Here is a 26,512-nt window from a genome sequence, read left to right on the forward strand (position 1 = left end):
AGTTAGAAAGTAATTCGGAAATGTTATTCACCGATTATTTAAAACTGCCGAATAAGATGGTCGAAAACATTGTGTGTTTACCGAGTTCAGGCGTTCGTTCACCGAATTCCGCCAACAAAGACAGGCTAAAGCCACGTACATTTGAATGTGTTTCAAGCCCAAAGGTCAAAAAACACTGGTCAATTAAACAACAACAATTACTCAAAACAACAACCACAGCAGGCAGAACTTTTTCTGCCTGCATTTAACTAAAAAAATTATGTCACAGTCAGCTAGTAAAAGGTACATAGTCGGAGCGCTATTTCTTGTCATCGGTTCTCTTTGGACTTTAGATAACATTGGTGTCCTTAACATTCGTCTTCCTTGGTACTTTACCGAATGGTATTCAATTCTAATTCTTATCGGTATTTTAATTGCCACAGTAAGAGAAAAAGTAGGTTTGGGCTTAACGTTGGTAGCCATAGGAGCCGCCTTCTTAATAAGAGATGTATACTATCTTGACTTTAGAGACATCTTCGAATTCTGGCCTGTTATCTTCATCATTATCGGTGGGTCGCTTCTTTTCAGAAGGGGGATAGATAAAGACGGTTCTAGTGAAAAAAAAAATACTGAGTCAGAAATAGATGGCGTAGATGAAATCGCGATTTTTTGTGGAGCAGAAAGAAAAGTTACCTCGAAACAGTTTAGAGGAGGAAAGTTGACTACCATTTTTGGTGGAACCGACTTGAACCTTCTAAACGCAGAACTTGCCAGCGGCACGAATATTTTGGATGTATTTGTATTGTTTGGCGGAACTGAAATTAGAGTTCCGTCCGACATGAATGTGAAAGTACAGGTAACTGCAATTTTTGGTGGCTTTTCAGACGAAAGAAAGGTAATCACCGAAAACGAAGCCAACAACGGAAAAGAACTAGTAGTAAAAGGATTGGTGCTTTTTGGTGGAGGCGAAGTAAGGTAAAACGGTAGCTTAAATCTAGAGTATTGAGTTAGAGTTGGTCGCTCTTGATTCAATACTCTTTTTATTTTTTACCAAAGCCTTAAAAGAAATCGCTAATTTTCGTTTCGTTTAGATTTCTATGAATCACCCTTTTATAAAGAACAAAGGCATTATTTTTTATACCGCAGCGTGGTTATTCATTGCCATTCTATTTGGGCTGGCGCTAAGGTATTTTTACGATTTCAGTACAAAAGAGGCAAACATTGATAGCTTCATTTTTAACGGTACTTTCTATTGTTTAGGCCTCGCCTTTTGGTTTGTAGTACGTTATAATTCATTTGATTCTTCCCAAATTCTCAACCTTATTGTAAGTCATTTGGCCGCAGCAGCACTTTCAGTAGCCGCTGGGGTTTTTATTACAATAACAGTTTTAAAAAACATATTACCACAAACTGAGGAATCGTTGATTTATCTGAATAGCTCTATCGTTTGGCGGTCGGGTTTAGGTTTGCTCTATTACGCGGTGCTTATTTTAGTCTATCACCTTATAAAATATTATGATGATTTAAGGGATAGAGGCCAACAGCAAGCCCAGCTTGAAACCATGCTCAAGGAGTCGGAGTTGGAGATGCTGAAGTCACAGATCAATCCGCACTTTATTTTTAATAGCCTTAACTCCATCGCATCGCTGACCATAACTGCTCCAAACCAAGCACGCGAAATGGTGGTAAAGCTTTCTGATTTTCTTCGCTATTCCTTAGGTAAGGAAAACCATCAGCTGAATACTTTGGAAGAAGAAATGGCCAATCTGATGCTCTACCTAGAAATAGAGAAAGTCCGTTTTGGCGATCGACTTCAAGTAGAAACTCAAATTGAAATTGACGCTTTAAACCTCACTTTACCCAACCTGATATTACAGCCGTTAATTGAAAACGCTGTTAAGCATGGCATTTACGAAAGTTTAGAAGATGTGACCATTCGGGTAACAGCAAAAACCGAAAATGGCATTCTTCGCCTTTCCATGACCAACGAGTTCGACCCGAAAGCCGTGAGCAAAAAAGGCAAAGGTATTGGGCTTAAAAATGTGCGCGAACGTTTGCGCGTCATCTACGGTGTACCGAAATTGGTGTTTACCGAAACCAACGAAAATCTATTTACCGTCCGTTTGGACATTCCTCAACCCAGCGAAAAATGATCAAAGCCATAATAGTTGACGATGAAAAATTAGCCCGCGATATTATCAAGGCCTATTTGCAAAACTTTGCTCAAGTGGAAGTGATTGCAGAATGTGGTGATGGTTTTCAGGGTTTAAAGGCCATTCAGGAACACGAACCTGATTTGCTTTTTCTGGACATTCAAATGCCCAAAATCACGGGTTTTGAAATGCTAGAGTTAATTGAAAACCCTCCAGTGGTCATCTTCAGCACCGCTTTCGATCAATATGCAATCAAAGCTTTTGAACTGAATGCCACCGATTATTTACTAAAGCCTTATGCCGAAGAGCGTTTTAAAGGAGCGGTACAAAAGGCAATTGATAAAATTCAAACCAAAACTTCTGCCCAAAAAGAAATTGAATCCTTAACAGAAAAACGTGAAGAGCTTTCGGAAGGTATTGATCGTTTGGTGGTGAAAACTGGCAACAAAATCCATATCCTAGGCTTGGACCAAATTGCACATTTTGAGGCACAAGATGATTACGTAGCCATTCATTCGGACCAAGGTAAATTTTTGAAATTGATGCGAATGAAGCACCTGGAAGATAATCTACCTTCTGGTGATTTTATTCGCGTCCATCGTTCTCACATCGTTTCCATTAAGCACATTGAAAAACTGGAGCTCTACGAAAAGGACTCTTATTTACTCAGCCTAAAAACAGGCGCTCAATTGCCCGTAAGCCGCAGCGGCCACAGTAAGTTGAAAGAGGTGTTGAAGTATTGAGGTGTTTGTGTGTTGAGGTGTAGATGTACCGTTTTAAGCTTTTCAACCTATTTTAGGACAAGAAAGTCCAGCCACTGCCCCCGCCAGCGGGGAATAATTAAATCAGATTCAGTTGATACTTTTGTGTTCCACCTTTTTTGTCAACTCTCATAGCAGTCCCTCCTTGAGGAGGGTTGGGAGGTGAACAATCTGAATATGCCTTTCAAAACCAATTTTTCAAACAAAAAAACCCCTTCCAATTTCTTGAAAGGGGTTCAAATATCTTTTTAAGTGAATTAAGTTTACCAACTTCCGCCAGAACCGCCTCCTCCGAAGCTTCCACCTCCGAAACCGCCAAAGCCGCCTCCGCCACCGAAGCCAGAGCCTCCGCCAAATGAGCCTCCGCCTCCACGGAAATTGTCCCATTTGTCGTTATGGTTTCCTCCACCACTGCCCATCATAAGCCAAGCCCACCATGGAATACCTCGCGAACCATGACTATTACCTCTTCTTTTTCCCACCAAAGCCGGAATGATAAAGAAGAAAAGAATAACCAGCGTGAAGAATGGAAAACCACCACCGCCATCACCAGTTCTTCCGCTCGCTACATCATCAGAAGTATATTCGCCAGAAGCCAGTTTGAAAATAACGGTTGTCGCATCGTCCAAACCTTGATAGAAGTTGCCTTCTCTAAAACGTGGATTCATATAGTCTTCACGAATGGTATAAGTAGCAGCATCGGTAATAGCACCTTCCATACCGTAGCCTGTTACGATGGCCGCTTTTCTATCATTAATGGATACAACTATAAAGATCCCATTATCTTTATTCGCTTGGCCAACACCCCATTTTTCGGCTGTTTGCTGTGCGAAATCTACTACCTCGTATCCACCCAGTGACTCTACAATCAGAATTGACACTTGAGTTGAAGTGGTGTCCTCGTAATTCAAAAGCTTTTGCTCAAGCGCATTGGCCTCAGCGGTCGATAAGGTTGTGCCCGTAAAGTCATTCACTAATCGCTTTTGGCTGGGTTTCTCTGGGATTCCCTGCGCAAAAGCAAGTGCTTGGCTGAAGATTAAGGCTATCGTAAGTAAGTATCGCATATTAGTTTTTTCCGAATGAGATATCATCTGACAGTTCGTTTTTGTCGTCCTTTTGGTAAGGGAAATGCTCTTTAAGCTTTTCTCCCGCACATAGGATTCCTTCCACCAAACCCATAGTAAGATTCCCGTTTTTGAAATGGGCCAACATTTTATCCTTGGTGGCATCCCAAAAATCGTCCCCCACTTTTTGATTAATGCCGGCATCACCAATAATGGCAAAGCGGTGATCTTTCACCGCCATGTAAATCAATACGCCATTTCTAGCATCCGTTTTATGCATTTGCAACTTAGAAAACATTTGGGAGGCTCTATCGAGTACATTTTCCGTTTTGCAATGGTTTTCTAAATGTACTCGAACCTCTCCGCTGGTGTTCAATTCAGCTTCCTGAATTGCCGCTTTGATTCTCTTTTTCTGGTCGCTACTGAATAAATCCTCGGCCATTAGTCAAAAGTTACTTCTGGTGCTACATCAGACCCTGGCTTTGACTCAAAGTATCCTTTCTGCTCAAAGCCAAACATACCCGCAATGATGTTTTTAGGGAAGGTTTTGATGAAAGTATTGTATCCTTGAACCGCTGTGTTGAAATTTCTTCTTTCTACAGCAATTCTATTTTCTGTTCCTTCTAATTGAACTTGAAGCTGGCTAAACTGTGTGCTAGCCTTTAAATCAGGGTAACGTTCTACCGTTACTAAAAGTCTGCTCAAAGCTGAACTCACGCCTTGTTGTGCTTGCTCAAATTGGGCAATGGCATCTGGGCTTAAGTTTTCTGGGTTGATGCTAACCGAAGTAGCTTTGGCCCTCGCTTCAATAACACCTGTTAAAGTTTCTTGCTCAAAATCGGCATAGCCTTTTACAGTGTTTACTAAGTTGGGGATAAGGTCTGACCTTCTTTGATATTGGTTTTCAACTTGCGCCCAAGCACCACTGATGCTTTCTTCGCGTTGAACCATTCCGTTATAAGATCCTTTAAAAGTAGAGTAACCGATGATGACCACAAGAGCAACAACGATTAAAACAATCCATTTCGTTTTCATAATTTTTAGTGCTTTAGATTAAAGTACGTTCTTAGGCCTGCAAGATATATGCTAACTTTGTTTTCGGACAATATGGCGGATAAACGTATTGAAAACAGAGTTGTGATCGCTGTAATAGTTAAAGATTATCCTTTCAATGGTTTTCTTCTTGCCGAACGAATATTGATAAGTTGTATTTGATTCGTTTTCTTAACTAGCCTGTAAGTGAGTATGGTGTATTTATTAATTGGGCCTCGATAAACGTTTTCTTGCTTTTCCGTTTTTTCAAGCATTTCTGGATAGAGTTTAAGCAACTCAAAAAATTCTGTGGATTGTTTAACAAAGCGTTTTACTTCCTTATCAGTAAAGTTCTTCTCTAAATATTTAATGGTATTATCGAAGCCAGCAATTGCGCGCTTTGTCCAAACTATCTCTAACGCCATTTGTCGTATTTAGACATTACCTTATCATGTGGTATTAGCTCTCCTTTGTCAGCCTGCGCCATACCTTCGTTTATTTCAGACTTTTCATCCTCACTAATTTCATCCCACCAATCTATTTCTTTAGATTTTTTAAAAGCCACTAACTCAGAAATAGTATTCGAATCCCTCAAACTAGCCAGCCATTCAATCAACCTTAATTTTTCCGCCTGAATATCCATACATCAAAGTAACGAATTCTATGGAAAATAGTAAATCGAAAGTTTGAAGCCGATTCCATTAAGTATCTTCAGTTATCTTTGGTCACATTCAATATTGAGTAGAAAGCAATAAAATAATGGATAACGATTCTTTTAGAAAACACGCCCACAGCCTTGTGGACTGGATGGCCGATTACCTACAAAATGTAGAGGAATATCCTGTTTTACCCAATGTAAAGCCGGGCGATATAAAAAAACAGTTTCCGAAACTCCCTCCCGAGCAGTCGGAGCAATTTGAGGCCATTTTTGCCGATTTCAAGCAACAAATTGTGCCAGGAATGACCCACTGGGAGAGCCCCAATTTTATGGCTTACTTCCCAGGCAATAAAAGTATGCCTTCCATTTTGGGCGAAATGCTCACTGCTACTTTAGGTGCGCAATGCATGATTTGGCTTACCTCGCCTGCCGCAGCCGAGCTTGAAGAACAAATGATGGAGTGGATGAAAGAAATGCTGGCCTTGCCAAAGCATTTTACTGGTGTAATTCAAGATACGGCTTCTACCGCTACGCTTTGTGCCATTCTTACTGCGCGAGAAAAAGCTTCGGGTTATAAAGTGAATGAAGAAGGCTTCTCTGGAGCGGAGAAATACATAGTGTACGCTTCAAACCAAATTCATTCTTCCATTGATAAGGCAGTAAAAATTGCAGGCATAGGTTCGAATAATCTTCGCAAGGTAAATGTAGATGATGCCTTTGCTTTAGACCCAGCGCATTTAGAAAAATTGATAGAAAAAGATATTGCTGAAGGAAGAAAGCCACTTTGTGTAGTGTCTGCCATAGGCACCACCAGCACAACGGCCATCGACCCAATAATGGCCATTAGCAAAATTTGCCAGAAGTATGATATTTGGCATCATGTAGACGCGGCTTATGCAGGCACCGCTTTGGTATTACCTGAAATGCGTTGGATGGCAGAGGGTGTTGAATTGGCAGATTCCTTCGTTTTCAACCCACATAAATGGATGTTCACCAATTTTGACTGCACGGCTTATTACGTAAAAGACCCTCGTGCCTTAATCAATACCTTCGCTATTTCACCCGATTACTTAAAAACCTCAGTAGACGATGAGGTAAAAAATTACCGTGATTGGGGCGTGCCTTTAGGGAGAAGATTCCGAGCACTCAAACTCTGGTTTGTAATTCGCGAAATGGGTGTTGAAGGCATTCAAGCCAAAATCAGAAAGCATATTGCACTTGGTCAATGGCTGAAAACCGAAATTGAAAAGCACCCTGATTTTGAGCTTTTAGCGCCAGTTCCGCTAAATACGGTATGCTTTAGGTTCGCTCCAAATATTAGCGAGGACAAACTGGATAGTTTGAATGAAGAAATAATGAACAGGGTGAATGCTACTGGAAAGCTCTTTTTTGCCCAAACCAAATTGAACAATAAGTTTTCGTTACGACTGGCCTTTGGAAATACAAACCTTGAAGCCAAACATGTAGAAAACGCTTGGGCTTTAATTCAAGAAAAAGCAAAAGAAGTTTTGGCCAGCAAATACTAGCCAGAAGGTTGTGGTTAAAGGCCAATTTTAAGTTGACCTATGCAATAAAGAAATGGAGAGGAATAGACTTAGTGCTCTCCTTCTTTCTTCTTCTTTCCTTTAAATAGGGCATCATGCTGGCTTAAAGCAGCAACAAATCCGATAAGGACAACAACAATCCAAAGAAAGGTATTTGCTCCAGAAGCAATTGGTGGGTCGAATAACATAGTTTCTTCTTTTATTATGGGGGGCAAAGATAAATCAAAATGCCAATGTTAAGAAACTGTTCACGAATTTTTAACAGGCTTGTAACATTCTGTTCGTTTTAGGAACAAAAATGTAATATAAACTTAACTAATTAAAAGGCCGTTCAAAGGGCTGATCGTTCTAGTTTTACGTGAGAATTGGAATCAAAATGAAAAACACACTCCGCGAAGAGCGCAAGCGAAAAAAAATAACTCAGGAACAATTGGCCAGCCTTGCAGGAGTATCGCGACAAAGCATCAATGCCATTGAGCGCGGTAAATACACGCCATCTACCACTCTGGCCCTTAAAATTTCTGAGATTTTCAATACTACAGTAAACCGATTGTTCGAGCTTGAACCAATGGATTACCAAGCTAAGTAATTAAACCATACTGTCTTGGGCCATTTTTTCAGAGGCTTCGGCCATTCTTAAACGTTCTACAAACTCGCCAATTTCGCCATCCATTACGGTCGGTAAATTGTGTTGAGAATAACCAATTCTGTGATCTGTAACACGGCCCTGAGGATAGTTGTAAGTTCTAATTTTATCGGACCTATCGGCACTGCCTACTAAAGATTTACGTTTTCCTGCCTGTTCGTCTTCCTGCTTTTTCAACTCAATTTCGTACATACGTGAGCGCAAAACGCTCAGTGCCTTATCGAAGTTTTTATGTTGGGAACGCCCATCTTGGCATTCTACCACAATACCCGTAGGTATGTGCGTCAGTCGAACAGCGGATTCCGTTTTGTTTACGTGCTGACCACCCGCACCTGACGAACGATAGGTGTCTTTTCGAACATCTTTCATATCGAGGTGAACATCCACATCTTCCACTTCGGGTAAAACTGCTACTGAAGCAGCTGAAGTATGTACTCGCCCTTGCGACTCGGTTACAGGAACACGTTGCACACGGTGAACGCCCGATTCAAATTTTAACGCTCCGTAAACATCTTCACCAGAAACGCCAAAAGTGATTTCTTTAAAACCACCAGAAGCCGCCTCGTTTACATTGATGAGTTCCTTCTTCCAGCCTTTGCTTTCAATGTACCTGTCATACATTCGGTATAAATCACCAGCAAAAATTGCAGCTTCATCACCACCAGCACCTGCTCTAATTTCCATGATTACATCCTTAGAGTCATCAGGGTCTTTAGGGATAAGCATTACTTTTAGCTCTTCTTCTATTTCCTCTTTTCGCTCAGACAGTTCACTGATTTCCATTTTGGCCATCTCACGAAACTCTTCATCTTTTTCAGTTTTCAGAAGTTCTTTAGAAGACTCAATATTTTCATTCACATTGATATACTCATCATAGACCGTCACAATCTTCTCTAAGTCCTTGTATTCCTTGTTCAGTTTAGAGTAATGCTTCATGTCTGTCATGGCATCAGGCTGTACAAGGAGCTGACCTACTTCTTCGAATCGTGCTTTGAGTGTCTCTAGCTTGTCAATCATATTTATGCGAATTAATCCACAAAATTAACAAACAATTGACAAGGCTGTTAATTTTACACCCAACTGAGTAAATATTTTATTTCATGAAAAAGCTTAGCATCGTAATTCTCGCTCTTTTGGCTTTCAACTGTTCTAACCAAAAGGTAGATACAAAAAAGGCGCTTCAAGACATGAAAAGCCAGGAAATTCAGGTGGTGTCGGATGTGCAAATCATTGAAAAAGCTAAGGATATAGGTGATAGTATTTCCGCTAAACTCAAGGTAAATCTTGAAGAAGAAAAAGTAGTCTGGACAGCAGTCGAATCAGAAAATATTGAAGTAAGAGGTTTTCCTTTCAATGAAGAAAATAGCTTAGAGGGAAAAGGAAAAGCCATTTATGAAGCCTATCAATACAATAGTCAAAACCACATTAAATCGCCTGCAAACGTGCAGTTTATGGAAGACACTCAATTTGTGTTGTATTCATCTGCTATGGTAGCAGAAGGCAAAGAAGTGGGAATGTGGTACATAAAAATTCCGCGTAAAACGATTGTTTTGAGCGTTTCCCAATAAAGGCTATTTTTCGCTTAGCGCCTTGTATCTAAAACAGTCTGTGGTATGATCCATTACCAAGCCGCAGGCCTGCATATAGGCGTACATTATTGTACTGCCAACAAATTTAAAACCTCGCTTTTTCAAATCCTTACTCAGTGCATCCGACTCAGGGGTAGTGGCAGGCACTTGCTTCATGCTTTCCCAAGAATTCACAATGGGCTTTCCGCCTACAAAAGACCATACGTATTTGTCGAAAGAACCGAACTCTTTTTGCACTGCTATAAATTTCTGGGCATTAATCACCGTTCCAGCCACCTTTAGTCGGTTTCGAATAATGGCGGGGTTTTGAAGTATAATTTCTACTTCAGCTGGAGTAAATTCCGCAACGGCCTCCACATTAAAATCAGCAAATAGCTGACGATAGCCGTCTCGCTTTTTAAGAATGGTTGACCAACTTAAACCTGCTTGTGCACCTTCTAAAGTTAAAAACTCGAAATGCGTTTTATCGTCATGCACAGGCACGCCCCATTCCTCATCGTGGTATTTCTCGTATTCTTCAAAGGTGTTTTCGCACCAAGTGCAGCGTTTTTCCATATTATGAAATTAAGGAATATTAATCTGAATTTAAGCTAGTTTTAATAAGAGTGTTTTAGGTTCGAAGAAAATTAAGGTTATGAAAAATCGGTTTACTTTTTTGTTATTCGCTTTACTACTTTCTATTCCAATAGTGGGTCAAGAAATTCCTTCTAAAATGCTTGATTATGCAAAACGCTTTAATGATAAGTCTAAGCATATAGAGGTAACCTACCGTGGAAAGTTTATCAAATCCATTTATGGTGATAGGACTATAGAAAGTTATTTAATTGGTACTGTTTTCCAAAAAGAAAATGGAGACTTATTAAGCCTAACCTTCCCGGCTGAAAATGGGGCAATGATGAAACCTCTTATTGCTTTAAAGGAAACTGTTGAGATTAAAGTAAGTGGAGACCAAGAGTTTTTAGAAAAAGCTCCCTATAAAACCACTTCTACAAGAAAAGCAGAAAAAGAGCTGAGTAAAAAGATTTCAGGAATAGGTTCTTTACTAGAAGTGAGAACGAAAAAAGAAGTTTTTTTAATCGAACGAAACAGTATTGAAGCAAATAAAACAGGTTTAAGAAATAGTCAAACTTTTGAAACAGTGATAGCGGCTAAAGTATTAAGTAGCGCAAAAATTAAAGGACGTGAATATTTACTGTTTTTGGAAAACGGAGATAGTTTGCTCGCCAAAAAGTCTATATCAAACAATGACGATCATATTGAATCAGCTTTTGTAAGCTATGTTCGCCCAGTTAAAAACTATATTGCTGGTTCTGTAGTAAAAACTAAGAACACCCTAGAAATGGCTCATGGAATGATCATTGGCACAAAGTATGGAAGTTCTATAATGCCTTCTTTCGGACAAATTTCTATGTTCTTAGATCATAAAACAGGCATTGCAAATGACCTTGTTCCGAATGAACTTGGGCTAATTTCTTATTTGGAAACGAAATCAGACAGTGAAAAGGTTACTTATAGGTTTAGTGAAAACGATGCAAAAGCAATTGATTCTTTCATTCAGAACCACAAAAACGAAGAGCTTTCACTTTTCTATCGTAACCGCACAAACAATGGCTATTTCCGTAGTGAACACTATAATTTTCTTTATGCCTTATGTACAAATAAGGACACCCTCCGTTTATACGGTTTTGCCCAAGGAAGAGAAAATTACGAAACTGAGTCTGAAGAAGTAAATGGAGTGATAACCAGCATTGACTTGGAGCGAGTAAATAAAGATGATGTATTAAGAGGCGTGGTTTTAGATGACAAGTCTTACATTAAGATTAGTACCCGAATCGCTTCTTCTATTTCAAACCTAATTAAAGAGGGCAAAACGATTAAAATCGAAGGTTGGAAAAGAAAAGGGCTTGAGGGAGAAATTAATAAATTGGGCTACAGTATTTTTATCCCTTCCAAAATCACTGTAGACGGAACAACTTTTAAAGACCAAGTAAACCTTACTCGCTCCCTATGAAAATTCTGTTGATTGAAGACGAAGTTAAGCTGGGTAATTTTTTAGTAAAAGGCTTAGAAGAGGAAGGCTATTCCGTTGCGCATGAAACCAATGGCAGCGAAGCATTAGAAACCGCAGCCACCAACGATTTCGACCTGATTCTTTTAGACATTATGCTGCCTGGGCAAAGTGGTTTTGAAGTATTGAAAAACATGCGTGAGTTTTCCATTCATACGCCCATCATTTTTATGAGTGCTTTGAATGAAAGTGAACACGTAATCAAGGGGCTGGATTTAGGTGCGATTGATTACGTAAAAAAGCCTTTCGATTTTGAAGAGTTAAAGGCCAGGGTAAGAAATGTGCAAAGGAAATTCGGCTCAACACGGGCTTCAATTCTTCAGGTAAAAGACCTTAAAGTAGATTTAATCAAGCGCGAAGTAACCCGAGCCGATCAATTAATCGAGTTAAGTAAGCGAGAGTTCTCTATCTTAGAACTGCTGTTGAGCAACACCAATCGCGTGCTTTCTAAATCAGAGATTACCCAGAAAATCTGGAACATTAATTTCGATCGAGGAAGCAATGTGGTAGAAGTGCATATGCATCAACTCAGAAAAAAAATAGACTTTGATTTTGAGCCCAAGCTGATTGAAACACAAGTAGGTTACGGCTATAAAATTCAAGGTGAACTCGTAAAAAGTTAAGCTTGCCGCAGATTCAATTTTTTAAAAGTATTCGGTTTAAGATTGCTGCGGCCTTCTTCGTTGTCTTTTTCGGCATTTCGCTCGCCTTTAACTATTCCCTTTTTCAATCCATCCGAAACAGCCTCATCAATGCTTTTCAGAATAGTGGAAAAGTTGAAGCTCTAAGTATTTTAAACGGGGTGGATGATGAGCTGACACAAATCCCCGTTACGCAAGAAGACCAGCCCATTCAACTATGGTTTGGCAACATGTTCGAAAGCCAAATGGTGTATGAGCGGCCCGATTTCCCCGAAATATTCTCTTCTGTTTTTATTGAAATAGAACAACCCACCTCAGACGAGCAGGTTTCGCTGATGGAATTCATCAAGATCGATTCGTTCACTTATTGCATTGCTCGAAGACCTTTGGATGAAAGCACTAGTGCGCAAATCAGTTTGGTGCTGGCCAAAAACAATCAAGTTGTCTATGATGAAATTTCAGCCTTAAAGTCCAGGTTGATTTTTGCCAACTTTGGTGCCGCGCTAATTGCATTTATCGCTGCCGTTTTAATTGCTCATTTCACTTTAGCCCCACTACAAAAATTAATTGCCAAGGCTCAAAGTGTAAAGGCCTCGCCTCAAATGGATCGTTTACCCGTTTCTTCTGCCAATGACGAAATCACTCAGCTTTCGGCTACGATGAACGAAATGATTTCAAGAATTGAAACTTCTATTCGTAGCCAGAATCAGTTTTTTGCCATGGCCGCCCACGAACTGCGAACGCCTTTGGCCAATATGCAGTCGGAATTGGAGTACCGAATGGGTTCGTCTGAAAAAGAACTAAGCCAGGATACTCTCAATAGCTTACGCGAAGAAGTGATTAGGCTCAAAAACATTGTCCAAGATTTTCTACTGATGAGTCAGCTCAAATCTGAAACGCTAGTGTTACGCAAATCCAATTTCAGATTAGACGATTTGATTTACGACATGTTGGAAAGAATGCGCCCGACTTTATCCACCAAGAATTTCGACATCAAGCTTTCCATCAATGCCAATCCTGAGGGTCTAACGATAAATGCAGATAGAGAAAAGCTAGAAGGAGTATTGGTCAACCTCTTCGATAACATCCGAAAATATGGAGCAAGTAAACAGCCCGTTTCGGTGGAAATTTCGGAACAAAACGAGGCGCTTACCTTACATATTCAAAATGGAATTGCCGAAAATATCGATTCGCTTCAGAAAGGAATGGGGCTTGGATTACAGATTGCGAAGCAGGTGATAGAAAAGCATAACTACCAGTTTTTACTTTCAAAAAGTAAAATATGCTTTACTATTGAAATAATATTTACTAGTTAATGCACATAACTGGCGGCATTCACATCAATCGTGCAACCCGTTGCATGGTCCATTAATCCGCTGGCCATCAACGTAACCAAGGGTGCCAAATCCTTCGGCTCAGTCAATTGATTCAATGCAATATCGTTCAGGGCAAACCCTTCGCCATATTGATCCATAAAATCTTGCGCCATGTCGGTTCTTACAAAACCAGGCGCAATGGTAAATGCTTTAATTTCATTTTTTCCATAAGCCCGAGCTATCGAACGCGTAAGCGCCACTACTCCACCTTTGGAAGCCGCATAGGCCAAGTAATCCGAAGTATCTCCACGAAAAGCAGCGCGAGATGAAATATTGATAATTCTTCCTCCTCCATTCTCCAAGAAATGCTCAATGCCCTTTTTGCACAGAAGTCCTGTTGCTCTTAGGTTCACGTCCATTGTAAACTGCCAGTCGCTTAGCCAGTCGTCATCCTTTTTTGTTAAATCCGAATAAATGGCTACTCCAGCATTGTTAATCAACACATCTAAACCATTCATTTTTTCAACTACTTGTTTAAACAAGTTTATCGTTTCCGATGCATCAGAAAGGTTGGCTTGAAAAAGCTGACTATCGGAATTCAACTCTTTTAGAATGGATTGTGCCTGTTCTTTATTTGAATTATAGTGAACAGCCACTGCAGCGCCAGAGTCTGAAAGCTGTTTTGAAATGGCGCGGCCAATGCCCCTCGAACCGCCCGTGACCAATATTACTTTGCCTTTTAATGAAACCTCCATGATTCAATCTATTTATTCCTTTCAAATTAATTGAAAAACTAGGCTTCTTTCTTACCGTCAAAATCATTTCTTGGTTTAGAAAAGGCTGAATCATTCTATCTTAAGCAGTTGTTTTCATTTTGATCACAAGCGCAAAACCTTTAATATTCTACTTCGATTAAGCTAAAAACTATCTTAAGCCATGAAAATCAAATTGATTGCCTGCTCCATTGGTCTATTTTTCGGAACCACAATAACCGCTCAAACAATGGACTTTGAGGGTTATAATCCACCATCAACACTCGTTGTTCCTGAACACCCGATCACCCGATCTAAATTTCCTTTTATCGACATCCATAGTCATCAAAGAAGAATGGGTGAACAGGATTTAAATGCACTTGCAGCCGAAATGGATGGAATCAATATGGGGCTTATGGTTAACCTAAGTGGTGGTAGCGGCAAATCAATTGCAGACGCCTCCACAAATATAAAAGCCAATCAACCCAAACGTTTTATTGTTTTCGCCAATGTAAATTTTATTAATGTAGGCGAAGAAGGCTGGGGAGAAAGGGCCGCTGCCCAACTAGAAAGGGATTATAACCAAGGTGCACGGGGACTTAAAATATTCAAAAGCTTAGGCTTCTCCGTAAAAGATATAGACGGTAATCGCGTAGCGGTGGACGACCCAAGGCTTGACCCGATTTGGGCAAAATGTGGCGAGTTGGGCATTCCTGTACTTATCCACACTGCAGATCCAAAACAGTTTTGGGCACCTTTTGACGCTGAAAATGAAAGATGGTTGGAGTTGAAAACACATCCCAATAGAAAAAGAGAAGATGATAATCCCGTGCCTTGGGAAACCCTAATTCAAGAACAACACAACGTTTTCAAAAAGCATAAAAATACGCAATTTATTGCAGCGCACTTAGGTTGGTATGGTAACGACTTAGCCCATTTAGGGAAACTATTGGACGAAATGCCAAACATGAATGTGGAAATTGGAGCGGTAATCGCTGAGTTAGGTCGCCAACCACGTATGGCAAATGCTTTCCTCACCAAATATCAGGACCGCGTGTTGTTTGGAAAAGATGCTTACAACCCTGAGGAGTACGCCACCTATTTTAGAGTGCTGGAAACGAACGATGAATATTTTCCTTATTACAAAAAGTACCACGCCTATTGGAAAATGTACGGCCTCGGCTTGTCTGATGAAGTGCTAAAAAAGATCTATTACAAGAATGCAATTCGCTTAGTACCCGGTATTGACGCTTCTGCTTTTCCGAGATAGAAATTATTTGAAGTGGCACTTTTCCCGATTCAGGGTTTGAATATGCTAGTACAGTCTGGAAACGTTTTTTCTACCGACAATTCAAATTACGTTTGTTGCATGGGTAGTCTGCAACATAACGTTGAGAGAAAGGTGATGCTCTGGATTGGCATTGCGGTGGGTTTGCTGATTATGGTTTCTGAAGCCAAGTCGCAGGAAAAAAACATTTACCTCTACGGAAAAGTGACCACCATTAATGGAGACAAATACCAAGGTGCTTTGCGTTGGGGAGGTGATGAGGTGTATTGGGTCGACCTTTTTAATGCACAAAAAACCTCAAGCGATTTTTTAAAATTCCTTTCAAAAAAAGAAATACAACAGATTTCAGATCAAGAAGGCGGAAGCTCATGGCTAGGCATTGACCTTGGTATACTGAGCATTTGGGACGATAAATATAGTCGCACAGCTCACCAATTCGATACCCGTTTTGGCGACATTAAAAGCATTAAACCTACGGGCAGAAGTCGGGCGCAAGTGGCGTTAAAAAATGGAGTAATTGTCGAAGTAAGTGGTAGTGGTTTCGAAGATGTTAGCGCAAGCGTTAGCGTGTACGATGAAGAATTAGGTATCGTAAAGTTAGATTGGGCAAGAATAGAAAAAGTTGAGTTTTTAGAAAGTGGTAAAAGACCGAAATCGCTCTTTGGTGAAGCCATTTACGGAAAAGTAAAAGCCGGCAGAAGAGGCGTATTTGAAGGAACTATTCAGTGGGACCAAGGCACAAGCAAAAACACTCACAATGAGCGTTTTTTAGAAGACATTCTGAATGGTAAAGACCGTGATGGCGATAAAAACATTCCATTCAGGTCGATTACCAAAATTGTAAAAAACCGAAATGGGGTAGATGTTACCCTAAAATCGGGAAGAGAATTCTTTTTAACTGGCTCGAACGATGTAAATAGCGAAAACTCAGGCGTTTTAATCAACGATAAAGAAATTGGTCAAATCGTGGTTCCTTGGCGCGATTTCGAAGAACTGGAAATTATTGAATCGAACAACCAAGGACCTTCTTATAGTGAATTCCCACCCTCCACTGGATTACGAGGAACGGTAATTAACCGAGATGGTGAAAAAATAAGCGGCCTCATTGCCTATGATTTAGATGAGGCTTGGGAATATGAAACTTTAGATGGGCAAGATGACAGAGTGGTTTACAAAATCCCGTTCAGAAATATCAAAAACATCATTCCTAAGAATTACAGCTATTCAATGGTCATTCTGAGAAATGGCAAAGAGCTATTACTGGGAGAAAGTCGCGATGTGTCAGAAGACAATGATGGAGTGCTTATATTTACTTCGAAAGACGCCAAACCAACTTACATACGTTGGTCACAAATTGACGAAATCATCTTTGATTGAGTAAAACACATTGAAATTTAGTCGCGGTCAAATCATCCAAAACAGTATTGCCATCAGTTTGGTGGTGGGCGTTTTTGTTTTTCTATACGCCACTTCAGCACCCCGAGAACTTTACCTAACAGCAGGACTCATTGTTGCGGTGTTGCTTTTGATTTTGTTGGCCAACCGTGCTTTAACTATTTCCTTAGACCGAAAACTGCCTTGGCTTACCCACGGCAATAAGCGTTTTTACTCCCAATTGGGTATAGGTGTATTGGTCTCTTTAGTCATCATCAACATTAGTTATTTTCTGTTCAAGATTACCCTCACCGAAGACCCTCCTGTTGGAAGTCAAATTGCGACCATCAACGCATTATCAATTTTAATTCTTCTGCCCATCATTTCAATCAATTTTGGAATTCAGTTTTTGAAACGCTGGAAAAACGCTCAATTGGCTTCGGAAGAATTTCAGAAAGAATCAATCAAAGCAGAGCTTAACACTTTAAAAAATCACCTAGATCCGCATTTTCTTTTCAACAACCTCAACATTCTTTCTTCACTCATTTCTAAAGACCAAAAGCAATCACAGGCTTATCTGGAAAAGTTTGCGGAAGTCTATCGTATTATTCTTCAAAGCAATTCCGAAGAATTGGTGGAGTTGAAACAGGAGCTCAGTTTTATAAGTGCATATATGTATTTGTTAGAAATTCGGTTTGAAGACACCATTCAGCTGAGCATGGCCATAGATAAAAAAGACGAAGCTTTATACTTGCCTCCGCTTACCCTGCAAATGCTTATTGAGAATGCCATTAAGCACAATACTATCTCGGAATTACGCCCATTAAAAATTCATGTTGAAAGTCAGAAAGGCTATATCTCAGTAAAAAATAACCTGCAGGAAAAGAAAGTTGAATTGCCGAACAGCGGGCAAACTGGTTTAGAAAACATTAAACGCAGGTATTCCTACTTTACTTCAAAACAAGTTGAAGTGATTAAGAATCCAAACTCATTCATCGTTCGTGTTCCTCTCATCAATATTTCTGAAATTTAACCTTAAAAGCTAAGCGAATGAAAGTACTGATAATCGAAGACGAAAGGCTGGCATCAGAAAGGTTAATTGAACTGCTAAAAGAACTCAAACCTGAACTGGAAATCTTAGGAACCATCAGATCGGTAGAAGCTGGTTTGCTTTGGTTCGAAAATAATGAGCCTCCCAAATTCATTGTCAGCGACATTCAGTTGCTTGACGGAACGAGCTTTGAAATTTTTGAACAACACAAACCAAAATGTAAAGTAATCTTTACAACAGCATACAATCAATATGCGATTAAAGCATTTGAAGTAAATAGTGTGGATTACTTGCTTAAACCCATTCAGCGCGAAAAGCTGGCCACAGCCCTAGAAAAAATTGAAGAGCAATCCGCCATTTCTTCTTCTCCAGCGTTCGATCTTAACCAAATCAAAGCGCTAATTAACGAACAGAACAAAGAATATAAATCACGGTTCCTCACCAAAATTGGTCAGCGAATTCGTGCCATTCCTACAGAAAAAATCGCCTATTTCTATACCCACAATAAGCTTACCTACATCGTCACCTTTGAAAAGCAAAAGTATATTATCGATAACACGCTTGAAGAAGTAGATCAAATGCTCAACCCAAAACAGTTCTTTAGGGTAAACCGTAAATTCTTGGTGCATTTCGATGCCGTGAGCGACATTCACCCTTACTTTAAAGGCCGAGTAAAACTGAGCCTTAGCCCAGAAATTGATGAAGACATTGTGGTGAGTTCGGAAAAGACACCGCTTTTCAAACAGTGGTTAGATAACTAAAAACACCTCTCCAAAAGTTGGTGTCATAATTCCCTAATGGCTATCTTTTTCTCAGAATCTAGAATCAAAGCTTTTGGAGAGTTCAACCATCATTTCCAGTTCAGTAAGTTCTCCTCCCGTTTCGGTTAAAGAATAACTAGATAGAGCCAATCCGCATTTCTTGGCAAGATGTCATTCTACATCTTTGATTCGTCAAAATGAATCAAACTCAAACAACACAACCATGATCAAATCAATTATTTCAAAATCTGCCCTTTTTCTCGGGCTCATTGCAGCCCCATTTCTTACGGCCAATGCACAAGATGAAGGATTCATCTATGGAAAACTTACAACCATTGATGGCAAGAGCTACACAGGTCAAATGCGCTGGGGCGATCGCGGAGAAGGCTATTGGACAGACCATTTTAATGGAAACAAGGAAGAAAACGATAATTATCGTCACCTGACGAGAGAAGAAAAAAACGATTTAAGGGACGAACAAAGAAGAAGAAATAGCAGCTGGGGCAGCTTCACTATTAGTTGGGGAAACAGCAGCTGGGAAACTACGCACGAATTCAGAACGGAATTTGGCAACATTTCCAGAATCGATATTAACAGACGTTCCGAAGTAGAGTTAACGCTTCGCAATGGGGATAGAGTTTTTGTAAAAGATGGCTCAGACGATATGGGAGGAACAATCACAGTTCTTGATCAAGAATTAGGAAGCATGAAATTCAACTGGAGCAGAATTGAAACCATAGAGTTTATCGATACGCCAAGCAAGCTCACTAGCAGAATTGGCGATCCTCTGTACGGAACGGTTGAATATTACGGGGGTTCAATAACCGGGTTTGTTCAATGGGATCACGATGAGCGCTATACCACAAATGTACTCGATGGCGATACCCGCGATGGCGACATGAAAATCGAATTTGGCAATATTAAATCCATCGAAAGAGATCGCTCTGGTAGTAATGTGGTGACTAAATCTGGCAGAGAGCTTTATTTGAGAGGTTCGAATGATGTTGACAATTCGAACGGTGGAATTATCGTTAGTACCGATTTCGGGAGAGTAGATATTCCATGGAAAGAATTTAAGCGTGTTGAATTTACAAATGCACCAAATTCTGGAAAAGCTTATTCGGATTACGAAGTCAAGAAAATCTCAGGAACAGTAGAAACAACCAAAGGAGAAAGCCTTTCTGGCGAGATCATTTTTGATCTAGATGAAGAATACAATTTCGAGATAATTCAAGGAGAGGACGATAACATTGAATACTTTATTCCAATTGCAAACATCAAATCCTTCAGCCCAAGAAATTACGATAACGCAAGAATTGTGTTGAAAAGCGGTAAAGAATTAACCCTTGGTTCGGGCAGAGATGTAAGCGATGAAAATGAAGGCGTTTTGGTTTTCAATTCAAGCGGAAAGCCCACTTACGTGAAATACGAAAACATTAAGCAGATCAACTTTAACTAAGCCCAAAAGTCAGAAACATATACAGGTCATTTGGAAGGCTGCAACTACGTTGTGGCCTTTTTTTTTAAAAACTAAACAGCAAATAGAAGAATAACAGCAGCCAAAGTACATCTACAAAGTGCCAGAAGTCTGTGAGCATTTTGAACCTGATTTTTTGGTAAGGATTGGTGCAGTAGATCAAACTTTGCACAGCATCGAGCGAAACTTTATTACACTTTACCAGCAATCGAACCGCGTAAAGTAAAATAGCCAACACATGTATTACGTGTAAGCCAGTAATTACATAGAGATAAGCGCCAGAGCGTACTCCGCTAAAAAGAATCTGATTTTCTTGTAGTTCGCGCCATCCTAAAAACTGCGAGGTGGCAAAAGCCAAACCCAGTAAAAAAGTAATTCCAAGCCATTTTTTCAGCTCTTCCAGCTCGTCCTTTTCATAAGCCGGAATAATTTTGGACACCGAAAAACTCGAAAGGAGCATCAGTACCGTACTTACCACAAAGAATTTAGGAAATTCAATTTTAAGGAAATCACTATGAATCGGTCTGCTAGCCGTAAAAGCAACCACTAAAAAGAGGAAAAGCACAGAGCTACCAATCAAAGCTACATAGAGCATTATTTGATGCGGATGTATCTGCTCCATTTTATTAAAGGCTTCGCGCCTCAAGCCGATTCTAACTTTTTCTTTTTTCACTACAAATGCTCTAACAATAAAAGCAATTAAAGAGTTGGGTTAAATGTCGGTTAATTTATTGATTGCTTACACTGTTTTGTCACGAATGGCTTCAGAATTATTTACATTTGCCCCCTCTTTTTAGCAAAAACCTTGAAAGTAAAAGACTTCATAAAAATTTATAGGGAAGACCCTATCATTCAAACCATTGCCGAGCGAATCAAGCCCAATGAGGGAAATACCATTCAGCTTAGGGGATTGGTAGGTAGTTTAGATGCCGTTGTGGCGGCTGCCATATATCAACACAATAAGCAAACTTGCCTTTTTGTAATGCACGATAAAGAAGAAGCTGCTTATTTTCATAACGACATGCAGAATTTGGTAGGTGAAAAAGAGGTTTTGCTTTTCCCTACTTCCTACAAAAGGCCTTATCAGTTTGATGAAACCGAGAATGCCAACATTCTCATGCGTGCCGAAATCCTAAACAGGATTAACCATAAGGCTTCCACAGGTGAAATCATCGTTACTTACCCCGAAGCGCTTACAGAAAAGGTGATTAACAAAAAGGCCCTAGCCACCAATACTTTTTCTACCAAAGTGGGGGAAGAAATTGATGTGGAGTTTTTGGCAGAGCTGCTGATGACCTACGATTTCGAAAAAACCGACTTTGTTTATGAAGCAGGCCAGTTTTCGGTGCGAGGTGGTATTGTAGATGTATATTCTTACGCTCACGATTTGCCCTACAGAATCGAGCTTTTTGGCAACGAAGTAGAAAGCATTAGAACTTTCGATCCCGTTTCTCAACTCAGTCAGGAGAGCGTAAAACACATCAACATCATTCCGAATATTCAAACCCGATTGTTGCAAGAAGTGAGGCAATCGTTTTTAGACTTTATTCCGAACAACACCAAAATCTGGTTTAAGGATTACCAACAAACCTTAGACACGATCGAAAAATACTTCGAAAAAGCATCTGCGAATTTTGACGAAGTACTTTCCGTTACCGATGCCCAAGTAGTGCTCAGCCCAGATGCGCTTTTCGAAACTCAAAAATCATTTAAAAAGGGAATCGCTAGTCTTGCTCAAATCGAATTTGGAAATCGCTTTACCAAAAAATCTGGTTTTGAATATCGCTTCGAAGCAGAAGTACAGCAATCCTTCAACAAAAATTTCGACCTCATTGCCGATAACCTTGCCGGTTGGCAAATGAAGAATCATACGCTTTTAATTTCTGCGGAATCTGAAACTCAAATTGGCCGATTAGAAAAAATATTTACGGAGTTGAATCCTATCATCAAGATTCAACCCCTTAATATCGGCCTCAGGCAAGGATTTATCGATAAAACGCTCCAGATGCTCTGCTATACAGATCATCAGCTTTTCGATAGATTTCACAAATACAAAAGCCGAACAAAACACAGTAAATCGAAGGCTTTAACCCTGAAAGAACTGCGCTCTTTGCACCCAGGAGATTACGTTACCCACATTGATTATGGCGTAGGGCGTTTTGCGGGAATGGAAAAAGTGGAAGTGAATGGAAATCAACAAGAATCCATTCGTTTGGTCTATCGCGATGACGATTTGCTTTATGTCAGTCTCCATGCCCTTCATAAAATTTCAAAATATTCTGGCAAAGAAGGCACACCGCCTACGATGAGTAAATTGGGCTCTCCTGAATGGGAAACCAAGAAATCGAAGGTTAAAAAGAAGGTTAAAGACATAGCCAAAGACCTGATTGCACTTTACGCGAAAAGGAAAGGTGCGAGCGGTTTTGCTTTTCAGCCTGACGGTTTTATGCAGGCCGAACTGGAATCCTCTTTTATTTATGAGGACACTCCTGATCAAGCCAAAGCGACCGAAGATGTTAAAGCCGATATGGAATTGCCTCACCCAATGGACCGATTGGTTTGTGGCGATGTAGGTTTTGGTAAAACAGAAGTGGCCATTCGTGCAGCTTTTAAAGCTTGCGCCAACGGAAAACAGGTGGCGGTTTTAGTACCTACCACAATTTTGGCCATGCAGCACTACCGTACTTTTGCTGAAAGACTGGAGAATTTCCCGGTCAATGTGGAATACATCAACCGATTTAAAACCGCCAAAGAAATTAAAGAAACCCTTCAACGGGTAAAAGAAGGAAAAACCGAAATATTGGTCGGTACGCACAGAATCGTAAATAAGGATGTTCAGTTCAAGGATTTAGGCCTTCTAATTATTGATGAAGAGCAGAAATTTGGGGTACGGGTAAAAGATAAACTGAAAGAGTTTAAAGTAGATGTGGATGTGCTTACCCTTACAGCTACGCCAATTCCTAGAACTTTGCATTTCTCTTTAATGGGCGCCAGAGATTTAAGCGTGATTGCTACGCCTCCTCCAAATCGTCAGCCTGTTACTACGGAAATTCACACTTTTGATGAAACCGTTATTCGCGATGCCATCAGTTTTGAGTTAAGGCGTGGAGGTCAGGTTTTCTTTGTGCATAACCGAATTAAAGACATTGTTCAGGTAGGAAATATTATTCTGAAGCTTGTGCCAGATGCCCGAATTGGCGTGGCGCACGGTCAAATGGAAGGAAGTGTTCTTGAAAAGCGCATGGTAAAATTCATTGAGGGCGAATACGATGTACTGATTTCTACCAATATCATTGAATCTGGCCTAGATATTCCGAACGCCAATACGATTATAATTAATCATGCACACATGTTTGGGCTTTCCGACTTACACCAAATGCGTGGACGAGTCGGGCGTTCTAACCGAAAAGCCTTCTGTTACTTATTAACTCCTCCGTCTATCGGGCTTAGTTCCGATTCCAGAAAACGTTTGAGCGCTTTGGAAGAATTTTCTGATTTAGGCGATGGCTTTAAAGTGGCCATGCGCGATTTAGATATTCGCGGAGCAGGTAATTTATTAGGAGCCGAACAAACGGGTTTCATTACCGATTTGGGTTTTGAGATGTACCACAAAATTCTAGACGAAGCCGTTCAAGAATTGAAAGAAACAGAATTCAAGGACCTGTTTTACAAGGATTTGGTGAAAGAAGCGGCTGAAGCAGTGAAGGTAGATACTTCGATTGAAACCGATTTAGAAATTCTAATTCCAGAGACTTACGTTTCGAATATTTCGGAACGACTTGGCCTCTATTCCAAAATCGATAACATTAAAAATGAAGAAGGATTGGCCAAGTTTACGGCCAGCATTAAAGATCGTTTTGGACCTATTCCTGTGCCTGTTTTAGATTTAATCGAAACGGTGAGACTACGTTGGTTGGCTGAAAATCTGGGTTTTGAAAAAGTGGTTATCAAAAACGAATCGATGAAATGCTACTTTTTACCTTCTGACAATGAGCGCTATTTCCAATCGGCTGCCTTCGGAAAAGTAATTGCTTATGTTCAATCGCATCCAAAAAGCTGCCATATGAAGGAGCATAAAACCCGATTGATTCTACGAATTGACGAGGTACTATCTATCGGAAAAGCAATAGAGGTTTTACAAAATATGAGTGCTTAGGTTAAAAAGAAAAACGCTCCAAAATTTACATTTGGAGCGTTTGAATATGATTAGCAGCAAAATCTAGAAACTCATAATATCTTTAAACTTCAGGGTTTGCCTACGCGAAACATCGATTTCTTCGCCCCCTTTCATGTAGATTCTTAAGCTACCGCTAAACCAAGGTTCAATTCTTTCTATCCATTTTAAGTTGATGATTTGTTGACGATTAGCCCTAAAGAAGGTTTTCTCGTCTAGTCTTGATTCTAAATAGTTTAGCGTTCGGGTAATCATCGGTTTCGATTTGTCGAAATACACGGTGGTGTAGTTTCCGCTTACCTCAAAAAGGCGGATATCGGCCAACTGAACAAACCAGCATTTTTCGCCATCTTTTACAAAAACCTGATCGTGGATTGTAAGTTTATCGCTTCCGTTTTCTTTATCTCTTTCCTTTTTCTCTACTTTTTCAATCACCTTAGAAATGGCTCCCGCCAACCGATCTTTCTGAACGGGCTTTACCAAATAATCAAGTGCATTGTATTCGAAAGCTTTTAGCGCATATTCGTCATAGGCAGTTGAAAAAATTACCTCTGGCACAATTTCGAGCTCCTCAAGCAAATCAAAACCTGTTTTGCCTGGCATTTGAATATCCAAGAAAATTAAGTCGGGCTTTAGTTCGGTGATTTTTTCAATTGCTTCATCAACACTTGCCGCTTCTCCAACAACCTGAACATTATCAAACTCTTTGAGCAGTCTTTTTAATTCGTTTCTGGCAAGTCTTGAATCGTCTATTACTAAAGTTTTCATATCGCTTAATTTTGAGGTTTTAATTTAATGGAATTTTGACCGTTGCACAGACCATGTGCTCATTCATATTTTCAATATTTAAAGAAGCTTTATCTCCATATAGCAAGCGTAGTCTTTCTCTCGCGTTTCCAATTCCAATTCCTTTTCGCTTAGTACCATTTGGCCCTTTCAATTGGCCTGTGTTTTTCACAAAAATACTTAGGAAGTTATTTGTCATTTTTGACTCCACTATGATTTCTCCTCCTTCAGGTAAATTATTGATACAATGTTTAATGGCGTTTTCAACCAAGGTTTGAATAATCATTGGCGGAACAACGACATCTTTACTTTCACTATCAATCAAAAACTGGTACCTCAGTCGATCTTCTAACTGAATAGATTCAAGGTTTAAATAATGAGCCACAACTTCCATTTCCTTCTCAAGGCTCACTTTTTCGTAATGATCGAATTGAATGGAAAATCTTAAAAGATCAGAAAGGTGTGTAATTGAATCTCTAGCTTTTTCGGCATCTTCTACTACCAAAGATCTAATATTGTTGAGGCTATTGAATATAAAGTGTGGGTTGATCTGAGACTTTAAAGCACTCAGTTCTGCATCCTTAACTGTAGCTTGAAGTTTCCATTTTTCAATTTCAACCTCTCTATTCTTCTGAAGAAACTGGTACGCAAAATAGATAGACGACCAACTAATAAAATATACCGAATAGCTGCCAATAAAGCTTACCGCCATTATAATTAGGGTGCTGGGCGTAAATATGCCACGATTTACTTCTCTTAATTTTTCAAGGGTGGCTTCATCCACACCTTCCATTTTAGAAAGTCCTGTAAAATGATCCATTAAATTGGGATCTACCTTGATCAATAACATAACAGAACCAATAGCAACCAAAAAGGTAAGAATGGCCAAGAGCGCCCCCTGAATAATACTACTAAAAAATACGCGAGGAATAAGCTTTACGATTTTTAAGTCTTTCCACTTTTTCTTTTTTGCGTAAAGCCTGTACAAATGACTAATAAGAACAGCACAAAGAACACTGACTATGGTAGAAATGACAGAGGCCCAAAAAGGCAGAACAAAAGCAATAGCCAAAAAGCTGGTTATATGGAGCCCGCCCCAACCTCCAATTTGGAGCATCCAATACAGCTGATTCTTTTTCATAACCTAAAGCAAATACATTTATTCAACACCTCTCCGATCATTTTACTGAAAGGTTTAATATTCGGATTAACCATAAAATAAGCCCGATCAGAAATAGAAAGGCTCATTGATTAACCTGTTCGGGTTAAATAATGGTTAATTATACGCTGTCTTTTCATCCATTGTATTATTTTCAATCTTGCATTTTGATGCTGAATTGTAAAATATGTAATTAGAACCAACGTTTAGGCATAACAATGAGTGAATTACACCTTTGT

Annotated in this window: 27 protein-coding genes; 15 read left to right on the top strand and 12 right to left on the bottom strand. The window is 39.8% G+C overall.

What is annotated here, in order from left to right; translation table 11 throughout:
• The first annotated feature begins 259 nt into the window (after positions 1–259).
• From MB14_RS03330 to MB14_RS03340, 3 genes are all read left to right on the top strand, one after another.
• Positions 260–958, top strand: coding sequence for a LiaF transmembrane domain-containing protein (locus tag MB14_RS03330; protein ID WP_062588680.1), 699 nt, complete (start codon positions 260–262; stop codon positions 956–958).
• Between the two features lie 118 nt (positions 959–1,076).
• Positions 1,077–2,132, top strand: a complete 1,056-nt coding sequence (locus MB14_RS03335; protein WP_062588682.1) for a sensor histidine kinase — start codon at positions 1,077–1,079, stop codon at positions 2,130–2,132.
• Positions 2,129–2,875 carry a LytR/AlgR family response regulator transcription factor gene (locus MB14_RS03340; RefSeq protein WP_062588684.1) on the top strand — a complete coding sequence of 249 codons (747 nt, stop codon included), beginning with the start codon at positions 2,129–2,131 and terminating at the stop codon, positions 2,873–2,875. The genes MB14_RS03335 and MB14_RS03340 overlap by 4 nt, the downstream gene beginning before the upstream one ends.
• A gap of 281 nt (positions 2,876–3,156) precedes the next feature.
• Here the strand turns inward: MB14_RS03340 and MB14_RS03345 are convergent, their stop codons facing one another.
• The 5 genes from MB14_RS03345 to MB14_RS03365 all read right to left on the bottom strand — a co-directional run bounded on the left by MB14_RS03345 (position 3,157) and on the right by MB14_RS03365 (position 5,632).
• Entirely contained in the window at positions 3,157–3,957 is an 801-nt protein-coding gene (locus MB14_RS03345; protein ID WP_062588687.1) for a TPM domain-containing protein, read from the bottom strand.
• 1 nt (position 3,958) lies between these two features.
• Entirely contained in the window at positions 3,959–4,399 is a 441-nt protein-coding gene (locus tag MB14_RS03350) for a TPM domain-containing protein (RefSeq protein WP_062588688.1), read from the bottom strand.
• Entirely contained in the window at positions 4,399–4,992 is a 594-nt protein-coding gene (locus MB14_RS03355; RefSeq protein WP_062588691.1) for a LemA family protein, read from the bottom strand. Before MB14_RS03355 ends, MB14_RS03350 begins: the two co-directional genes overlap by 1 nt.
• 125 nt (positions 4,993–5,117) lie before the next feature.
• A complete protein-coding gene (locus MB14_RS03360) occupies positions 5,118–5,414 on the bottom strand; it encodes a type II toxin-antitoxin system RelE/ParE family toxin (protein WP_053221717.1) in 297 nt (98 codons plus the stop codon).
• Positions 5,405–5,632, bottom strand: coding sequence for a hypothetical protein (locus MB14_RS03365; protein WP_062588693.1), 228 nt, complete (start codon positions 5,630–5,632; stop codon positions 5,405–5,407). Before MB14_RS03365 ends, MB14_RS03360 begins: the two co-directional genes overlap by 10 nt.
• 116 nt (positions 5,633–5,748) lie before the next feature.
• Here MB14_RS03365 and MB14_RS03370 point away from each other — a divergent pair, with 116 nt between their 5' ends.
• Positions 5,749–7,173, top strand: coding sequence for a pyridoxal phosphate-dependent decarboxylase family protein (locus tag MB14_RS03370; RefSeq protein WP_062588695.1), 1,425 nt, complete (start codon positions 5,749–5,751; stop codon positions 7,171–7,173).
• Between the two features lie 68 nt (positions 7,174–7,241).
• Here MB14_RS03370 and MB14_RS18910 read toward each other — a convergent pair whose 3' ends face one another.
• On the bottom strand, positions 7,242–7,379 hold the full coding sequence (locus tag MB14_RS18910) for a hypothetical protein (protein WP_157716536.1): 138 nt from the start codon (positions 7,377–7,379) through the stop codon (positions 7,242–7,244).
• 188 nt (positions 7,380–7,567) lie between these two features.
• On the opposite strand from MB14_RS18910, the gene MB14_RS03375 reads away from it, so the two are divergent.
• Positions 7,568–7,780: a helix-turn-helix transcriptional regulator gene (locus tag MB14_RS03375; RefSeq protein ID WP_053221714.1), complete on the top strand. Its 213-nt coding sequence runs from the start codon at positions 7,568–7,570 to the stop codon at positions 7,778–7,780.
• Here MB14_RS03375 and prfA read toward each other — a convergent pair whose 3' ends face one another.
• Positions 7,781–8,854: a peptide chain release factor 1 gene (prfA, locus tag MB14_RS03380; protein WP_062301020.1), complete on the bottom strand. Its 1,074-nt coding sequence runs from the start codon at positions 8,852–8,854 to the stop codon at positions 7,781–7,783. It lies immediately after the preceding gene.
• 83 nt (positions 8,855–8,937) lie between these two features.
• Here prfA and MB14_RS03385 point away from each other — a divergent pair, with 83 nt between their 5' ends.
• Positions 8,938–9,405 carry a hypothetical protein gene (locus MB14_RS03385; protein ID WP_062588697.1) on the top strand — a complete coding sequence of 156 codons (468 nt, stop codon included), beginning with the start codon at positions 8,938–8,940 and terminating at the stop codon, positions 9,403–9,405.
• A 3-nt stretch (positions 9,406–9,408) separates the two neighbouring features.
• Here the strand turns inward: MB14_RS03385 and MB14_RS03390 are convergent, their stop codons facing one another.
• Entirely contained in the window at positions 9,409–9,981 is a 573-nt protein-coding gene (locus tag MB14_RS03390; protein WP_062588698.1) for a DNA-3-methyladenine glycosylase I, read from the bottom strand.
• A 79-nt stretch (positions 9,982–10,060) separates the two neighbouring features.
• On the opposite strand from MB14_RS03390, the gene MB14_RS03395 reads away from it, so the two are divergent.
• Genes MB14_RS03395 through MB14_RS03405 form a run of 3 tightly spaced genes read left to right on the top strand, consistent with a single transcriptional unit; the run spans position 10,061 to position 13,451 of the window.
• Complete coding sequence (locus MB14_RS03395) at positions 10,061–11,437, top strand: hypothetical protein (RefSeq protein WP_062588699.1); 1,377 nt, start codon at positions 10,061–10,063, stop codon at positions 11,435–11,437.
• Positions 11,434–12,117, top strand: coding sequence for a response regulator transcription factor (locus MB14_RS03400; RefSeq protein WP_062588700.1), 684 nt, complete (start codon positions 11,434–11,436; stop codon positions 12,115–12,117). The genes MB14_RS03395 and MB14_RS03400 overlap by 4 nt, the downstream gene beginning before the upstream one ends.
• Positions 12,118–12,119: 2 nt before the next feature.
• Entirely contained in the window at positions 12,120–13,451 is a 1,332-nt protein-coding gene (locus MB14_RS03405) for a sensor histidine kinase (RefSeq protein ID WP_062588702.1), read from the top strand.
• On the opposite strand, the gene MB14_RS03410 is transcribed toward MB14_RS03405, so the two are convergent.
• Positions 13,448–14,206 carry an SDR family NAD(P)-dependent oxidoreductase gene (locus MB14_RS03410; protein WP_062588704.1) on the bottom strand — a complete coding sequence of 253 codons (759 nt, stop codon included), beginning with the start codon at positions 14,204–14,206 and terminating at the stop codon, positions 13,448–13,450. The genes MB14_RS03405 and MB14_RS03410 overlap by 4 nt on opposite strands.
• Before the next feature lie 181 nt (positions 14,207–14,387).
• On the opposite strand from MB14_RS03410, the gene MB14_RS03415 reads away from it, so the two are divergent.
• The 5 genes from MB14_RS03415 to MB14_RS03435 all read left to right on the top strand — a co-directional run bounded on the left by MB14_RS03415 (position 14,388) and on the right by MB14_RS03435 (position 20,136).
• Positions 14,388–15,473, top strand: coding sequence for an amidohydrolase family protein (locus MB14_RS03415; RefSeq protein WP_062588706.1), 1,086 nt, complete (start codon positions 14,388–14,390; stop codon positions 15,471–15,473).
• 99 nt (positions 15,474–15,572) lie between these two features.
• Positions 15,573–16,868 carry a hypothetical protein gene (locus MB14_RS03420; protein ID WP_132644059.1) on the top strand — a complete coding sequence of 432 codons (1,296 nt, stop codon included), beginning with the start codon at positions 15,573–15,575 and terminating at the stop codon, positions 16,866–16,868.
• Positions 16,869–16,878: 10 nt separating this feature from the next.
• Positions 16,879–17,898, top strand: a complete 1,020-nt coding sequence (locus tag MB14_RS03425; RefSeq protein WP_062588710.1) for a sensor histidine kinase — start codon at positions 16,879–16,881, stop codon at positions 17,896–17,898.
• A gap of 17 nt (positions 17,899–17,915) precedes the next feature.
• Complete coding sequence (locus MB14_RS03430; RefSeq protein WP_062588712.1) at positions 17,916–18,677, top strand: LytR/AlgR family response regulator transcription factor; 762 nt, start codon at positions 17,916–17,918, stop codon at positions 18,675–18,677.
• A gap of 223 nt (positions 18,678–18,900) precedes the next feature.
• Entirely contained in the window at positions 18,901–20,136 is a 1,236-nt protein-coding gene (locus MB14_RS03435; protein ID WP_062588714.1) for a hypothetical protein, read from the top strand.
• A 64-nt stretch (positions 20,137–20,200) separates the two neighbouring features.
• On the opposite strand, the gene MB14_RS03440 is transcribed toward MB14_RS03435, so the two are convergent.
• On the bottom strand, positions 20,201–20,827 hold the full coding sequence (locus MB14_RS03440; RefSeq protein ID WP_062588716.1) for a cytochrome c oxidase subunit 3: 627 nt from the start codon (positions 20,825–20,827) through the stop codon (positions 20,201–20,203).
• Between the two features lie 132 nt (positions 20,828–20,959).
• On the opposite strand from MB14_RS03440, the gene mfd reads away from it, so the two are divergent.
• Positions 20,960–24,310 (top strand): transcription-repair coupling factor, encoded by a 3,351-nt coding sequence (gene mfd, locus MB14_RS03445; protein ID WP_062588718.1) that lies wholly within the window; start codon positions 20,960–20,962, stop codon positions 24,308–24,310.
• Positions 24,311–24,373: 63 nt separating this feature from the next.
• Here the strand turns inward: mfd and MB14_RS03450 are convergent, their stop codons facing one another.
• Together MB14_RS03450 and MB14_RS03455 are read right to left on the bottom strand one after the other, a co-directional pair.
• Positions 24,374–25,096, bottom strand: coding sequence for a LytR/AlgR family response regulator transcription factor (locus tag MB14_RS03450; protein ID WP_062588720.1), 723 nt, complete (start codon positions 25,094–25,096; stop codon positions 24,374–24,376).
• Positions 25,097–25,115: 19 nt separating this feature from the next.
• Positions 25,116–26,255 (bottom strand): sensor histidine kinase, encoded by a 1,140-nt coding sequence (locus tag MB14_RS03455; protein WP_062588722.1) that lies wholly within the window; start codon positions 26,253–26,255, stop codon positions 25,116–25,118.
• Between the last annotated feature and the right edge of the window lie 257 nt (positions 26,256–26,512).

This window comes from Roseivirga ehrenbergii, from assembly GCF_001593005.1.
Lineage (GTDB): Bacteria > Bacteroidota > Bacteroidia > Cytophagales > Cyclobacteriaceae > Roseivirga > Roseivirga ehrenbergii.

Bases quoted from the DNA above. Each gene is read 5' to 3' on its own strand.
- MB14_RS03330 (WP_062588680.1), top strand. From the start codon at position 260: ATGTCACAGTCAGCTAGTAAAAGGTACATAGTCGGAGCGCTATTTCTT.
- MB14_RS03335 (WP_062588682.1), top strand. From the start codon at position 1,077: ATGAATCACCCTTTTATAAAGAACAAAGGCATTATTTTTTATACCGCA.
- MB14_RS03340 (WP_062588684.1), top strand. From the start codon at position 2,129: ATGATCAAAGCCATAATAGTTGACGATGAAAAATTAGCCCGCGATATT.
- MB14_RS03345 (WP_062588687.1), bottom strand. From the start codon at position 3,957: ATGCGATACTTACTTACGATAGCCTTAATCTTCAGCCAAGCACTTGCT.
- MB14_RS03350 (WP_062588688.1), bottom strand. From the start codon at position 4,399: ATGGCCGAGGATTTATTCAGTAGCGACCAGAAAAAGAGAATCAAAGCG.
- MB14_RS03355 (WP_062588691.1), bottom strand. From the start codon at position 4,992: ATGAAAACGAAATGGATTGTTTTAATCGTTGTTGCTCTTGTGGTCATC.
- MB14_RS03360 (WP_053221717.1), bottom strand. From the start codon at position 5,414: ATGGCGTTAGAGATAGTTTGGACAAAGCGCGCAATTGCTGGCTTCGAT.
- MB14_RS03365 (WP_062588693.1), bottom strand. From the start codon at position 5,632: ATGGATATTCAGGCGGAAAAATTAAGGTTGATTGAATGGCTGGCTAGT.
- MB14_RS03370 (WP_062588695.1), top strand. From the start codon at position 5,749: ATGGATAACGATTCTTTTAGAAAACACGCCCACAGCCTTGTGGACTGG.
- MB14_RS18910 (WP_157716536.1), bottom strand. From the start codon at position 7,379: ATGTTATTCGACCCACCAATTGCTTCTGGAGCAAATACCTTTCTTTGG.
- MB14_RS03375 (WP_053221714.1), top strand. From the start codon at position 7,568: ATGAAAAACACACTCCGCGAAGAGCGCAAGCGAAAAAAAATAACTCAG.
- prfA (WP_062301020.1), bottom strand. From the start codon at position 8,854: ATGATTGACAAGCTAGAGACACTCAAAGCACGATTCGAAGAAGTAGGT.
- MB14_RS03385 (WP_062588697.1), top strand. From the start codon at position 8,938: ATGAAAAAGCTTAGCATCGTAATTCTCGCTCTTTTGGCTTTCAACTGT.
- MB14_RS03390 (WP_062588698.1), bottom strand. From the start codon at position 9,981: ATGGAAAAACGCTGCACTTGGTGCGAAAACACCTTTGAAGAATACGAG.
- MB14_RS03395 (WP_062588699.1), top strand. From the start codon at position 10,061: ATGAAAAATCGGTTTACTTTTTTGTTATTCGCTTTACTACTTTCTATT.
- MB14_RS03400 (WP_062588700.1), top strand. From the start codon at position 11,434: ATGAAAATTCTGTTGATTGAAGACGAAGTTAAGCTGGGTAATTTTTTA.
- MB14_RS03410 (WP_062588704.1), bottom strand. From the start codon at position 14,206: ATGGAGGTTTCATTAAAAGGCAAAGTAATATTGGTCACGGGCGGTTCG.
- MB14_RS03415 (WP_062588706.1), top strand. From the start codon at position 14,388: ATGAAAATCAAATTGATTGCCTGCTCCATTGGTCTATTTTTCGGAACC.
- MB14_RS03420 (WP_132644059.1), top strand. From the start codon at position 15,573: ATGGGTAGTCTGCAACATAACGTTGAGAGAAAGGTGATGCTCTGGATT.
- MB14_RS03430 (WP_062588712.1), top strand. From the start codon at position 17,916: ATGAAAGTACTGATAATCGAAGACGAAAGGCTGGCATCAGAAAGGTTA.
- MB14_RS03435 (WP_062588714.1), top strand. From the start codon at position 18,901: ATGATCAAATCAATTATTTCAAAATCTGCCCTTTTTCTCGGGCTCATT.
- MB14_RS03450 (WP_062588720.1), bottom strand. From the start codon at position 25,096: ATGAAAACTTTAGTAATAGACGATTCAAGACTTGCCAGAAACGAATTA.
- MB14_RS03455 (WP_062588722.1), bottom strand. From the start codon at position 26,255: ATGAAAAAGAATCAGCTGTATTGGATGCTCCAAATTGGAGGTTGGGGC.